The sequence below is a fragment of the Kitasatospora sp. NPDC088783 genome (assembly GCF_044750705.1).
GTDB lineage: Bacteria > Actinomycetota > Actinomycetes > Streptomycetales > Streptomycetaceae > Kitasatospora > Kitasatospora fiedleri.
Genome location: NZ_JBIVKJ010000006.1, coordinates 450,615 through 463,821, shown reverse-complemented (window position 1 = coordinate 463,821; position 13,207 = coordinate 450,615). Strand labels below are relative to the sequence as shown.

Genomic DNA, 13,207 nt, shown 5'->3' with positions numbered 1-13,207 from the left:
GCCCGGAGCGGCGAACCGCACCGCACGCGACGGCTGACGAGGAGCCACCATGCGCAAGCCGAGTTCTCCGGCCAGGGCCCTGCTCGGCCTGGCCGCCGCGACGGCGCTCGTCGTGGCGCTGCCGACCTCCGCCGGGGCCAACGTGCTGACCCGGCTGCCGCAGAACGCCCCGGGGCTGGACCAGACCTTCTCCCCGGCGTACGACTACGACAAGGACGGCTGCTACGCCACGGCCGCGATCGGCGCCGACGGCACGATCAACCCGGGGCTGAAGCTCGGCGGCGACGTCAACGGCCACTGCCACGACTACGCCCAGCTCGCCGACTCCAACACCTACTCGCGCACCAGGTGCAACAACGGCTGGTGCGCGCTGATGTACGCCAGCTACTTCGAGAAGGACCAGGCCACCCTGGGCCCGGCGGCGATCGGGCACCGGCACGACTGGGAGCACGTGCTGGTGTGGGTGCACGACGACCAGGTCCAGTACGTGTCGGTCTCCCAGCACGGCGGCTACCAGGTCGCCGCCCGCTCGGCGATCCGCTTCGACGGCACCCACCCGAAGATCGTCTACCACAAGGACGGCGTCTCCACCCACGACTTCCGGTTCGCCAACGCCAACGACGAGCCGGCCGAGAACGCCACCGGCACCTGGTTCTACCCGCGCCTGGTCGGCTGGGACGGCTACCCGGCCGGCTACCGCGACAAGCTGCTGGCGGCCGACTTCGGCGCGGCCATCATCAAGATCGGCGACGGGGACTTCGCGTACGCGCTGGCGCACGCGATGCCCGCGGGCATCCCGTTCGACCCCAACGCCTGACGCCTGACGCCCGACGCCCGATACCCGGCGCCAGGACGGTCGGAGAGGCCGCCGCGGCCGCCGAGGAGAAGCGGGGAAGCCGAGAAGCGGCGAAGACGAGGGCCGGGGGCGCCCCGAGGAGGGCGCCCCCGGCCGGGGGACGGGAAGGGGACGGGGTCAGTCCATCGCGTTGGCGACGACGGTGGTCGGGTTGGCGAGGGTGGCGGTCAGCGGCAGGTTGCGCGAGCTGTCACCGACCAGGATCTGGTAACTGCCCGCCGTGGCGGTCCAGTTGCTGCTTGCGGTGTCCCAGTGCGCCAGGTCGTGCGCCGTCACGGTGAAGGTGACGGTGCCGGACGCGCCGGGGTTCAGGGTGATCCGCTGGAAGCCCTTGAGCTGGTGCGGGGGCTCGCCGGTGGCGGCCGGGGCACCGACGTACAGCTGGGCGACCTCCGTCCCGGCCCGGCCGCCGGTGTTGGTGACGGTCGCGGTGACCGTCGCCCGGCCGTTGGTCAGCGGGCCCACCTGGAGGTTGCCGAACGCGAAGCCGGTGTACGACAGGCCGTGGCCGAACGGGAACAGCGGGGTGAGGTTGTTCGTGTCGTACCAGCGGTACCCGATCTTCAGGCCCTCCGAGTACTGCACGGTGCCGCCGGTGCCCGGCCACTGCGCGGGGGTGTTCGCCGGGACCTGGGAGAGCGAGGCGGGGAAGGTGATCGGCAGGTGCCCGGACGGGTTGACGTCGCCGAACAGCAGCGCCGCGATCGCCTCGCCGAACTCCTGGCCCTGGTAGAAGCCCTCGAACACGCCCGCGACCTGGTTCAGCCAGGGCATCATGATCGCGGAGTTGTTGCTGAGCACCACGACGGTGTTCGGGTTGGCCGCGGCCACCGCCGAGATCAGCGCGTCCTGGTTGTCGGGCAGGGTGAGCGTGGTGGTGTCGGCGGTCTCGTGGCCGTAGTCGTCGGCCGCGAAGACGATCGCCACGTTCGAGGACCTGGCGAGCGCGACCGCGGCGGCCTGGTCGGTGCCGTCGTTGTAGGCGACGGTGGTGTTCGTCCCCGCGGTGCGCTGCTGGATGCCGTACAGCGGGGTGTAGGTGCCGGAGCTGGTGGCGTTGCCGCTGCCGCCGCCCGAGGTGAGCGTGCCGGGCCCGGCCTGGGTGCCGATGATCGCGAGCGAGCGGCCGCCGTTGGCGTCGAGCGGCAGCAGGCCGTTGTTCTTCAGCAGGACGGTGCCCTCCTCGGCGCCGCGCAGCGCGACCGCCCGGTGCGCCGGGGTGGCGACGATGGCGGTCTTGGAGCCGCTGGGCGCCTTGTCGAACATGCCGAAGCGGAACATCTGGGTCAGCACCCGGGAGACCATGGTGTCGAAGGTCGCCTGGGTGACCTGGCCGTTGGCGACGGCCTGCAGCAGCGCGGTGGCGAAGAAGCCGCTGAACGGCATCTCGACCGTCTCGCCCGCGTTGGCCGAGGGCACGGTGGAGTGGATGCCGCCCCAGTCCGAGGTGATGAAGCCCTGGAAGCCGGCCTGCTGGTACATCGCGACGTTCTCCAGCGCCGGGTTCTGGCACGAGTACTCGCCGTTGACCATGCTGTACCCGCACATCAGCGCCGCCGCGCCGCCCTTCTCGATCGCGGTCTGGAAGGCCGGCAGGTAGATCTCCTGGAGGGCGCGGGTGTCGACGATCTCGTTGCCGGGCGCCGAGGGCTGCTCGACGTTGTACGCGGCCACGTGCTTGACCTCGGCCATCACGCCCTGGCTCTGCATGCCCTGGACGTCGGCGCTGGCGATCTGCCCGCTCAGGTACGGGTCCTCGCCGAAGGTCTCGTAGGCCCGTCCCCAGCGCGGGTCGCGCACCATGTTGACGGTCGGGCCGAGCGAGACGTTCACGCCCTTGCCGGCGAACTCCTGGCCGACCGCCACGCCGAACTCGTGCACGTAGTCGGTGTCGAAGGTGGCCGCGGACACCTCGCCGTCCGGGAACTGGGTGACGCCGCCGAGCCCGTCGCCGACGCCGCTCGGCCCGTCCTCGAAGTTGACGTCCGGGATGCACAGGCCGGGCTGCCCGGCGATCTGCCCGATGTACACCTCCGAGCCGTCGCCGTACAGCATCCGGTCCTTCTGCTCCTGGGTCATCGCGCCCATCAGCTGGGCGACCCGGGTGGCGACCGGCACGTCCGGCCGGTTGACCCACGGGCAGGTGCCCGGTGCGGGCTTCGGCGGCGGCGGGGGGATGGTGACGGTCTGGTTGCCGACCGTGCGGACGGCCAGCTCCCAGAGCGAGAAGCCGTACCCGGTGGCCCGGGTGGTGGCGTACAGCCGCAGGTAGCGGCCGGTGCCGGAGGCGTTCACGGTCTGGGTGCCGCCGGTGCCCGTCGTGGTGGACCAGACGGTCGTCCAGTTGGCGTCGTCGGTGGAGAGGTCGATCCGGAACCCGCTGGCGTACGCGTTCTCCCACTGGAGCACCACCTGGCACACCGGCAGGTTCCCGCCGAGGTCCACCACGATCCACTGCGGCTCCCCGACCTCGCTCGACCAGCGGGTCAGGGTGCTGCCGTCGGTCGCGTAGAACGCGTCGTACGCCGGGTTGCCGTCCTGCACCGAGGACCCGGTGGCCGGGTGCCCGAGCGCCGCGTTGACGGTGCCGCAGCCGCCGCCCCCGCCGGACGGGGACGGTGACGGGGACGGCGAGGGGCTGGTGCTGCCGCCGCTGCCGCCGGTGAAGACCTGGAACTCCCAGAGCGAGTAGCCGTACTGGGTGGCCCGGGCGGTGCCGTACACCCGGACGTACCGACCGGTGGCGGCGAGGTCCAGTGTCTCGGTGCCGCCGGTGCCGGTGGTGGTGGACCAGGCGGTGGACCAGTTCGTGCCGTCGGTGGAGGTCTGGAGCTGGAACGCCGTGGCGTACGCGGCCTCCCAGCTCAGCACGGCCCGGCAGAGCGTCAGCGCGGAGCCGAGGTCGACCTGGAGCCACTGCGGGTCGGCCGCGGCGCTGGACCAGCGGGTGCCCGCGTCGCCGTCCACGGCCGCGGCGGCCGGGAAGGCGTCGCTCTGCTGCGAGGAGGCGGTCACCGGCCGGTTCTGCGCGGCGTTCTGGGTGCCGCAGACGGCCCCGCCCCCGCCGCTCCCGGCCGTCCCGTAGACCTGGAACTCCCAGAGCGAGTAGCCGTACTGGGTGGTGCGGGCGGTGCCGTACACCCGGACGTAGCGGGCGGTGCCGCTGACGTTGAGCGTCTCGGTGCCGCCGGTGCCGGTGGTGGTGGAGTAGGCGGTGGTCCAGGTCGAGCCGTTGGCGGAGAACTGGAGCTGGTACGCCTTGGCGGCGGCGGTCTCCCACTGGAGGACGACCTGGCTGACCGTCTGGACGGTGCCCAGGTCGACCTGGAGCCACTGGGGGTCGGCGGCGGCGCTGGACCAGCGGGTGCCGGTGTTGCCGTCGACGGCGGCCGAGGCGGGTGTCCCGGCGTTCTCGGTGGACGAGGCGGTCGCGGGCTTGTTCTGCGAGAGCAGGGTCGGGGCGGCCTGCGCGGCGGGCGCGCCGGAGACCAGCAGGGTGGTGAGCAGGGCCAGGACGGCGAGCGCCGCCGTCCACAGCGTTCTGACGGTGGGGCGGGGCACCGGGGCGGAGCCCGGTGGGCGTGCTGCGCGTGCGTTCACGGATCTCCTCGCGGACGGCGGTCGAAGGGGCGGACGGGCGGCCGGGCTCAGTAGCCGACCGCGACCTCCAGCCACTGCGGGTTCGCGTGCGAGATGTAGGAGGACTGGCTCGCGTAGTCGTCGTACGGGAAGCCGTACGCCAGCGAGTCGATCGCGCGGTCGTGCCAGAACTTGGCGTAGTAGTTGGCCGGACCCGCCGCGTAGTACTTGCTCGGGTCGGACCACTGGCTCTGCGGCAGCGTGGCGACGTGCCGGTTGAGCGCCGCGCACATGCCCGGGTCGCCGGCCAGGGTGCCCGCGCAGCCGAAGATGTTCGAGGTGGACTCGTTCACGCCGACCGAATTCGCGTACGCCGTGAAGTAGTTGGCGTTCACGCCGCCGGTGCGGAAGCTCGGGTCGCTGCCCGGCGCGATGATCCGGTACGGGGCCTCGGTCTGCGCCAGCACCTTGAACTCCTGCGGCACGGCGTTCGCGAAGTCCTGGAACAGCTGGGTGCGGCTCTCGTTGAACACCGACTGCGCGTCACCGACCTGCACGTCGTAGCCGTCGGTGGTGTGCAGCCGCATCGCCAGCGGCAGGGCCCAGGCGTCGACCCGGGTGGTGTTGCCGTTGAACACGTTCGCGCCGACGGTGAACTCGATGAAGTCGGCGTACCGGCTGGTCGGCGAGCCGAGGTAGAAGTACATCCGGCCGGAGGAGTTGGCGGGCATGTCGAGGTAGGGCTGCTCGGCGATCGAGTGGGTCTGCCCGTTGAAGCTCCAGTAGACCTGGCTGTCCGGGTAGGCGCCGTTGGTGCGGTTCAGCACCTTGACCGTCAGCACGTTCGAGGCCGGCGGGATGGTGCTGGTGTCGCCCCAGAACGGGTCGGTGCCGGTCCCGGAGGTCGGGCTCGGGCTCGGGCTGGGCGAGGAGCCCGTCCCGGTGGTGAAGACCTGGAACTCCCAGAGCGAGTAGCCGTACGGGGTGGTGCGGGCGGTGCCGTACACCCGGACGTAGCGGGCGGTGCCGGTGACGTTGAGCGTCTCGGTGCCGCCGGTGCCGGTGGTGGTGGAGTAGGCGGTGGTCCAGTTCGTGCCGTCGGTGGACAGCTGGAGCTGGTACGCCTTGGCGGCGGCGGTCTCCCACTGGAGCACGGCCCGGCAGACGGTCTGGACGGTGCCCAGGTCGACCTGGAGCCACTGGGGGTCGGCGGCGGCGCTGGACCAGCGGGTGCCGGTGTTGCCGTCGACGGCGGCGGAGGCGGGCGTCCCGGCGTTCTCGGTGGACGAGGCGGTCGCGGGCCGGTTCTGCGCGGCGTTCTGGGTGCCGCAGGTGCCGGGCGCGGAGGAGCCGCCGTAGACCTGGAACTCCCAGAGCGAGTAGCCGTACTGGGTGGTGCGGGCGGTGCCGTACACCCGGACGTAGCGGGCGGTGCCGCTGACGTTGAGCGTCTCGGTGCCGCCGGTGCCGGTGGTGGTGGAGTAGGCGGTGGTCCAGGTCGAGCCGTTGGTCGAGAGCTGGAGCTGGTACGCCTTGGCGGCGGCGGTCTCCCACTGGAGGACGACCTGGCTGATCGCCTGGCTGGTGCCGAGGTCGACCTGGAGCCACTGGGGGTCGGCGGCGGCGCTGGACCAGCGGGTGCCGGTGTTGCCGTCGACGGCGGCGGAGGCGGGTGTCCCGGCGTTCTCGGTGGACGAGGCGGTCGCGGGCTTGTTCTGCGAGAGCAGGGTCCCGGCGGCCTGGGCGGTCGGCGCCGGGGCCAGGGCGAGCAGCAGGCTCGCCAGCAGGGCGGCGACGGCGAGGAGGGCGCACAGCGGCGTCCTCCAGTGCAGGTGGGTGCGTGGCGCGAGCATCTGACGGCTCCTCGGGTGCGCGTGCAGGTGGGGGTGGGATGTGCGGGCGCGCAGCGAGAGAGAGGGGAGCGCTGAGAGCGCTCTCTCGCCCCAGCAGTGTGCGGAGCTGGGAGAATGCATGTCAAGCGGGAGAGCGCTCTCCCATTTCGGTGCTCGGAGACGGTCTGAAACCGGCACGTCGGAGGGGTCGGCCGGGCGCACCGGAACGCGGGATTCCGCCCCGGGCGGAGGGTCGGGGCGGGGCGCGGCTAGGGTGCGTGGGGGCACCGACCGGTCCGCTTCTCAGGTCCGTTCGGCGCGTTCCGCCCGTTCCGTCCGCTCCGCCTGTCCCGTCCCCCGGAGGCCCGCGTTCCCATGGAGTCCAGCCCGGAGTCCCGTGTCCCCGTGCAGGCCCCGCCGGGCGTCCGTCCGGCGGACCGCTCGGAGCCCCGGCCGCCCGGCGCGGCGGTCCGCCGGCACCGCCGGGCCCTGCAACTCTGCTTCGGGATACCCGGGCTGGCGCTCGCCACCTGGGTCACCCGCACCCCCGACGTCCGGGACCGGCTGCACGCCTCCACCGCCGAGATGGGCCTGGTGCTCTTCGGGATGTCGATCGGCTCGATGCTCGGCATCCTGGCGGCCGGCGCGCTGGTGGCCCGGTTCTCCACCCGGCCCGTCATCATCACCGGCATGGGCCTGGTGCTGGCCAGTTCGGGCACCACCGCCCTGGGCGCGGCCCTCTCCTCGGCCCCGCTGGTGGCCTTCGGCCTGCTGCTGATCGGCGCGGGCGTGGGCCTCTCGGAAGTCGCCAGCAACGTCGACGGCGCCGACGTGGAACGCGCGTACGGCCGCCCCGTCCTGCCCGCCCTGCACGGCTGCTACAGCCTCGGCACCCTGATCGGCGCCGCCCTCGGCGCGGGCGGCGCCGCGATCGGCCTGCCCGTCCCCTGGCACCTGGCCGCCGTCCTGCTGGTGACCGCCGTGCTGTTCGCCCTCGCCCTGCCGGGCCTGCGCCCCGGCCTCGGCCGCGCCACCGGTGCCGACGCCGGTACTGCCGCCGGTGCCGACGCGCCGGTTCCCGGCAGTGCCCCGGCGGTGACGGCGGCGGACCGGCGGCCCTACCTCGACCCGCGGCTGCTGCTGATCGGCGGCGTGGTGTTCGCGATGACCCTGGCCGAGGGCTCCGCCACCGACTGGCTGCCGCTGCTGATGGTCGACGGCCACGACATGCCGGCCGGCCTCGGCTCGCTGGTCTACGCCGGGTTCGCCGCCACCATGGCCGCCGGCCGCTTCGCGGGCGGCCCCGTGGTCGCCCGCCTCGGCCGTCCCCTGGTGCTCGGCGGCGGCGCGCTCCTCACCGCCGCGGGCATCGCGCTGGTCTCGCTCGTCGACTCCCCGGCCGCGGCGGGCTGCGCCGTCCTGCTCTGGGGCCTGGGCACCGCCCTCGGCTTCCCGCTCGCGCTCTCGGCCGCCGGGGAGTCGGGCCCCGACACCACCGCCCGGATCGCCCTCACCTCCCGGATCGGCTACGTCGCCCTGCTCGCGGGCCCCCCGACGCTCGGCTTCCTCGGCGAGCACCACGGGCTGCGGGCCGCGATGCTCCCGGTCCTGCTCCTGGTCCTCACCGCCGCCGCCCTCTCCCCGTCCACCGCGACCCGGGCCCCGGCCCCGGTTCCGTCCCCGGCCCCGGTCGGCAACGAGACCTGACCGCCCGTCGACGACGCCCGACCGGCCGGGAGCGGGGCTCCCGGCCGGGTGCGCGGGCGGCGGCCCGGTGCGGAGGGTCAGCCGATGCTGCGGCAGACCGTGCCGTTCAGCCGGAACACCGTCGGGGACGGGTTGGCGCCGTTGTTGCCGCCGACGAAGCCGAACTCGGCGGAGGTGCCGCCGTTCGGCGCCAGGCGGGCGTTGTCCCGGCCGTTGGTGACCCGGACGTGCTGCCCGGTGGCGGCGATGTCCGCGTTCCACCAGGAGCCGACGGACTGTACGGCGGAGGGCCAGTCGAAGTCCAGCGTCCAGCCGTTCAGGTCCGCCGGGCCGGTGTTGCTCACCACGACGTCGGCCACGAAGCCGTTGCCCCAGCCGCTGGTCACCCGGTACGAGACGGTGCAGGTGCTGTCGTCCGGGGTGCCGGTGGTGAAGGTCAGCGGGGCGGAGGGCCGGGAGAGGCGTCCGGCCTGGTCGCGGGCCAGCACGTTGACGGTGTGCCGGGAGCCCGGCGGCAGGTTGCGCAGGGTGGTGGAGGTGCCGGTCGAGGAGCCGATCAACTGGACGGTGGTGCCCAGCTGTTCGTAGACCTCGTAGCGGTCCGCCGCACCGGTGGCGGCCGGCCAGGACAGGGTCGCGGTGGTGGCGTCCACCGCGGTGGCGCGCGGCGCGCCGGGGGTGCCGACGGTGGCGGCCGACGAGCCGGTGCCGGGCTTGGCGTGCACGGTCAGCACGGTGATCGAGTACGGGGCCAGGGTCACCGAGGCGGCGGTCGCGGTGCCGGTGGCGTCCACCAGGCCCGGGTCGCCGGGCGCCCAGCGCTGCACCGCGGGGGCGGCGGTGCCGGGGGTGAAGCCGAGGTAGCGCAGGTCCGCGGTGTGGGTGGTGGCGGGGCTCCGGTTCAGCAGCAGCACGCCGAGGTCGCCGTCGGCGCGCAGCACCGCGTGCGAGGAGACGTCGGGGCCGGAGGCGCCGGAGGCCAGCATGGTGTCGCCGGGGTCGCCGAGCGCGCCCAGCGCCTTGATGCCGTGGTACGGCGCGAACGGGGTGTTCACGGCCGGCTCGCAGACGCTGCCGGTGCAACTGCCGTTCGACAGCAGGCCCATGTCGCCGTAGTCGGTCTCCCCGTTGACGGTGGTGATCGGGCCCGCGCCGTTGTGGGTGTCCCACCAGTCGACGCTGAACACGCCGTTCTCCAGCGCGGTGCTCATCGCCTCCGCCGCGAACAGGCCGTTCGGGCGGCTGGTGAGGGCGCCGTTGCCGGAGTCGGAGTTCACCTCGGTCATCGCGATGCCGATGCGCGCCGAGTCCGCGCCCGCGTACCGGTCCAGCAGGCTGCGCACCTCGCGCAGTTCGCCGGGCAGTTGCCGCACGGCGGCCAGCGCCTGCTCGCCGCCGCCGGCGTTCGGGTACCAGTGGACGCTGACGAAGTCCACGTCGTGCGCGACGGCGGCCAGCACGGTGTGGTTCCAGTCGCCGCTGTCGCCGGCCGCGACGATGCCGTCCGGCCAGTTGCCGGGCATGGTCAGCACCGCGCCGATCTTCACCGTCGGGTCGACGGCCTTCATGGCCGCGGCGTACGCCTTGACCTCCCGGGCGTACTGGTCCGGCGACTTGTCGGCGTGGGTGTCGTTCTCCCAGCCGCTGCCGTAGACGCCGTTGCCGTAGATCTCGTTGCCGATCTCCCAGTACTTCGCCCCGTAGCCCTTGGTGACGTTGGCGTACCGGACCCAGTCCGCCGCCTCCTGGGGGGTGCCCGAGCCGTAGTTGGCGATCAGGATCGGCTGCGCGCCGGTCGCCCGCACCGTCCCCATGAACGCGTCGAACCCGGTGCCCGGGGCGACGTAGCCGCCCGGTGCGGTGTGGTCGGCCCAGTGGTAGATGTCCGCGTACGAGCCGCCCGGGTAGCGCAGCGCGCCGATCCCGGCGTCCCGGTAGAGCGAGGCCACCTGGGGGTCGTTCATGGCGGAGTCCCAGATGGCGGTGTTGACGCCGAGCGCGGCCGGGTCGACGGTGCCCAGGCCCGCGTTCGCGTTCACCGTGACCGTGGTGTCGCCGACGGGGACGGGGTCGGCGGCCGCGGCGGGGGCGGACAGCGGCAGCGCCGCCGCGAGCACGGCCAGGACGGCCGGGGCCGCCGCGGCGAGCGGGCGGCGGGGCCCGGCTGATCTCCTGCGGAACAGCATGGGGGTCGTTCCTCCCGGGTGGGGCGCCGGCCCGGGGCCGCGCCACGGCGGCCCCGGGTCCGGACGGGGGCGGGGGATGTGAGGGCGGTGCGGCGTACGGTGCCGCGGGGCGGTCGCCGGTGCGTGCGCCGACCGCCTTGGGAGCGCTCCCATGGTGGGAAGGCGGGCCGGGGCTGTCAATCCCGCGCCCGTGCCCCCGGCCGTCCGCGCAGCTCCGGGGGCCGCCGGGGCGGGTGAAACGTTCGCGGGGGACCGGGCGGCGGGGTTCCGGGCCGTGGGGTTCCAGGTGGCGGGGCCTCGGGCGGTCGGGCCTCAGGCGGTCGGGTCTCGGGCGGCGCGACCTCGGGCGGCGCGGCCTCAGACGGTGCGGTCGGGACGGCCGGCGGTGGCGAAGGGCCAGGACTCGATGTCGCGGTAGTGGATCGGGCCGGGGCCGCGGGCGGTGTTGCTGCCGACCAGGTGCAGGCGCGCCGTCCACCAGCTCCGGCCGGTGAACCCGGCGAGGACGGCGGCGCTCGCCGGGACGCTGGTGGCGTCGTCGCGGCGGGCCCGGGCCAGCGTCAGGTGCGGGTGCAGCGGGCGTTCCCGGAAGCCGATGCCCCGGGCGCGCACCAGGCCCCGGACCTCCTCGGCCAGCCGGTGCAGCCCCGCCAGGTCCCCGTCGACGCCGCTCCACAGCAGCCGCCCGTCGAAGTGGCCCCCGCCACGCAGCCCCAGCCGCAGCGCGGGCCGCCCGACGGCGGCGCCGGACAGCGCGGAACGCAGCAACGGGACCGCGCCGGACGGGAGTTCACCGAGGAAGGCCAGCGTGATGTGCCAGTCCTCGATCCGGTTCCAGCGCAGCCCGGGGTACGCCTCGTAGGCGGGGCGCAGCGCCCGGGCCAGCTCGTCCTTGGCCTCGTCGGGCGGGGCGAGCGCCACGAAAGCGCGCAGGGCCGGGGGCTCGGAAGGATCGTCCACCAGGGATTTCTAGCACCCCGGCCCGGCCTTGCCGGCCGTCGGCCCGTCAGGCGTCGGCGAGGGTCTGGCGCTGGGTGCCGAGGCCGTCGACGGACAGCTCGACCACGTCGCCCGCCCGCAGGTACGGCTTGTCGGGGCGGCCGAGGGCGACGCCGGCCGGCGTGCCGGTGTTGATCACGTCGCCGGGGTTGAGCACCATGTACTGGCTCAAGTACCAGACCAGGTACGGCACATCGAAGATCATGTGCGCGGTGCTGCCGTCCTGCCGCGACTCGCCGTTGACGCTCAGCCGCAGGCCGAGCGCCTGCGGGTCGGGCACCTCGTCCGGGGTCACCAGCCAGGGGCCGAGCGGGTTGAAGGTCTCGCAGGACTTGCCGAGGTCCCACTGCGGGGAGAAGTCGAGCTGGAACTCCCGCTCCGAGACGTCGTTGCTGACCGCGTACCCGGCGACGCACGCGGCGGCCCCGGCCGGGTCGGCGAGGTAGCGGGCGCGCTGCCCGATCACCACCGCCAGCTCCACCTCGTAGTCCGTCCGGGTCGAGCCGCGCGGCACCAGCACCTCGTCGTCCGGGCCGACGACCGTCGCCGGGTCCTTCATGAACACCACCGGCCGCGCCGGGATCGCCGCCCCGGTCTCCTCCGCGTGGTCCCGGTAGTTGAGCCCGACGCAGACCACCTTCCCGGGCCGGGCGACCGGCGCCCCCCGCCGCACCCCGGCACTCGCCACCACCGGCAGCGACCCCGCCGCGAGCGCCGCCCGCACCCGCTCGACCCCGCCCCCCGCGAGGAACGCCCCGTCGATGTCACCGGTCAGCCCGGCCAGCGAGTACGCGGTGCCGTCGGCGTCCAGGACGGCCGGCAACTCTTCACCGGGCGCGCCGATGCGCAGCAGCTTCATGGGGAACGGACTCCTCTGCGGGCGGGGACGGGGTGCCTGACGACCTTAGGTTTCTGGCCCGGGCCACGACAAGGAGCCCTCCCCTCCCGGCGGACGCCGGCCCCTGGCCGGCGTCGGTCCGGGCAACTCCCGAGAAGCGCGTCGCGGTCCTTCGCGGCCGGCCGGGGCCCGACCGCCGGGAGAGCGGTCGGGAAGGTTTCCGAACGGAACGGGAGCCGTCAATCCCCTTGGTGAAAAAGGGGACTGGTGGCATATCGGGTCCGTCCGTCCGGCCGGTGTCCTCGGTGTCCTCGGCGTTCTCGGTGGTTCTCAGTGCTCGAGGTCGGCGCGCATCCGGACGAACCGTGCGGCGGCGTCCGCCGGGGAGGTGGCGGGGAACAGCGCGACGGCGGCGGTGGAGGCGTCCGTCCAGCCGCACAGGGCGTCGGCGCCGAGCGGGAAGCACTCCAGGTTGCCGCCGAGCGGACCGGCCGGGTAGGCGACGGAGGTGCCGGGGCTGCCGGTGGAGCCCTCGCCGAGCGCGTAGTCGATCAGGCCGCGCCACAGGTGTTCGCGGCGCTTGCTCGGGTCCTCGGGCACGTTGTCGACTCCGGCGAACAGCACCGGACGGCCGGAACCGCCCTTCGCCTGCCGGTAGTTGGCCTCCACCAGGGTCATCCCCTCGCGCATCTCGCCCGGGTCGACCGGCACGTCGCTCAGCTGCGCGTCCCCGGTGGCCCGGGTCAGGCCGCCCGCCGTGGCGGCCTCGGCCAGGGCGCGCTTGCCGCCCGACGCGGACGCGGAAGCCGAAGCCGAAGCCGACGCCGAAGCCGAAGCCGAAGTCGACGCGGAAACCGCGGCAGACGTGGACGTGGGCGGGGCGGCGTCGGCGTCCGTGCCCTCCGGGTCGCAGGCGGCGAGGGTGAGCGTCGCGGCCAGCGCCGCGGTGGCGAGCAGGGTGCGGGCGGCGAGCGGCCGGCGTCTGGTCATGGCGGGTTCCTCCCGGGTGCGTGGTGGCGGAGCGGCCGACCGGACGGGGCGGCTGGACCCCGTGCGGCGGTACGGGGCAGGACGCTACGGCCGTCCGTCGGGCCGCCGGGGCGAAGACGCGGATTCCGGACCGCATCGGGACCGGACGGTGACACGCCGGCGGACCGGTCGCAGCGAAGGGGACGGGAGCGGGGCGCGCCGGCGCCGGGCCGCCGGGCCG

Annotated in this window: 8 protein-coding genes; 2 read left to right on the top strand and 6 right to left on the bottom strand. The window is 74.2% G+C overall.

Features of this window, described 5'->3' with window-relative positions:
• Window positions 1-49: 49 nt before the first annotated feature.
• Entirely contained in the window at window positions 50-817 is a 768-nt protein-coding gene (locus tag ACIP60_RS20240) for an NPP1 family protein (RefSeq protein ID WP_400686333.1), read from the top strand.
• 156 nt (window positions 818-973) lie between these two features.
• Here the strand turns inward: ACIP60_RS20240 and ACIP60_RS20235 are convergent, their stop codons facing one another.
• A complete protein-coding gene (locus tag ACIP60_RS20235) occupies window positions 974-4,417 on the bottom strand; it encodes a discoidin domain-containing protein (protein WP_400686398.1) in 3,444 nt (1,147 codons plus the stop codon).
• Window positions 4,418-4,503: 86 nt separating this feature from the next.
• A complete protein-coding gene (locus tag ACIP60_RS20230) occupies window positions 4,504-6,288 on the bottom strand; it encodes a discoidin domain-containing protein (RefSeq protein WP_400686330.1) in 1,785 nt (594 codons plus the stop codon).
• Between the two features lie 354 nt (window positions 6,289-6,642).
• On the opposite strand from ACIP60_RS20230, the gene ACIP60_RS20225 reads away from it, so the two are divergent.
• Window positions 6,643-7,974 carry an MFS transporter gene (locus ACIP60_RS20225; RefSeq protein ID WP_400686328.1) on the top strand — a complete coding sequence of 444 codons (1,332 nt, stop codon included), beginning with the start codon at window positions 6,643-6,645 and terminating at the stop codon, window positions 7,972-7,974.
• Window positions 7,975-8,051: 77 nt separating this feature from the next.
• Here the strand turns inward: ACIP60_RS20225 and ACIP60_RS20220 are convergent, their stop codons facing one another.
• The 4 genes from ACIP60_RS20220 to ACIP60_RS20205 all read right to left on the bottom strand — a co-directional run bounded on the left by ACIP60_RS20220 (window position 8,052) and on the right by ACIP60_RS20205 (window position 12,987).
• Window positions 8,052-10,160 (bottom strand): cellulose binding domain-containing protein, encoded by a 2,109-nt coding sequence (locus tag ACIP60_RS20220; protein WP_400686325.1) that lies wholly within the window; start codon window positions 10,158-10,160, stop codon window positions 8,052-8,054.
• Window positions 10,161-10,517: 357 nt separating this feature from the next.
• The gene (thpR, locus tag ACIP60_RS20215; protein WP_400686323.1) at window positions 10,518-11,120 is read right to left on the bottom strand and encodes an RNA 2',3'-cyclic phosphodiesterase; all 603 of its coding nucleotides are present in this window, start codon (window positions 11,118-11,120) and stop codon (window positions 10,518-10,520) included.
• Window positions 11,121-11,166: 46 nt separating this feature from the next.
• Complete coding sequence (locus tag ACIP60_RS20210) at window positions 11,167-12,018, bottom strand: fumarylacetoacetate hydrolase family protein (protein ID WP_400686320.1); 852 nt, start codon at window positions 12,016-12,018, stop codon at window positions 11,167-11,169.
• Window positions 12,019-12,327: 309 nt separating this feature from the next.
• The gene (locus tag ACIP60_RS20205) at window positions 12,328-12,987 is read right to left on the bottom strand and encodes a hypothetical protein (RefSeq protein ID WP_400686317.1); all 660 of its coding nucleotides are present in this window, start codon (window positions 12,985-12,987) and stop codon (window positions 12,328-12,330) included.
• Window positions 12,988-13,207 lie beyond the last annotated feature (220 nt).

Coding starts and splice junctions, on each gene's coding strand:
- ACIP60_RS20205 (WP_400686317.1), bottom strand. CDS start 12,987: ATGACCAGACGCCGGCCGCTCGCCGCCCGCACCCTGCTCGCCACCGCG.
- ACIP60_RS20225 (WP_400686328.1), top strand. CDS start 6,643: ATGGAGTCCAGCCCGGAGTCCCGTGTCCCCGTGCAGGCCCCGCCGGGC.
- ACIP60_RS20230 (WP_400686330.1), bottom strand. CDS start 6,288: ATGCTCGCGCCACGCACCCACCTGCACTGGAGGACGCCGCTGTGCGCC.
- ACIP60_RS20210 (WP_400686320.1), bottom strand. CDS start 12,018: ATGAAGCTGCTGCGCATCGGCGCGCCCGGTGAAGAGTTGCCGGCCGTC.
- ACIP60_RS20240 (WP_400686333.1), top strand. CDS start 50: ATGCGCAAGCCGAGTTCTCCGGCCAGGGCCCTGCTCGGCCTGGCCGCC.
- ACIP60_RS20220 (WP_400686325.1), bottom strand. CDS start 10,160: ATGCTGTTCCGCAGGAGATCAGCCGGGCCCCGCCGCCCGCTCGCCGCG.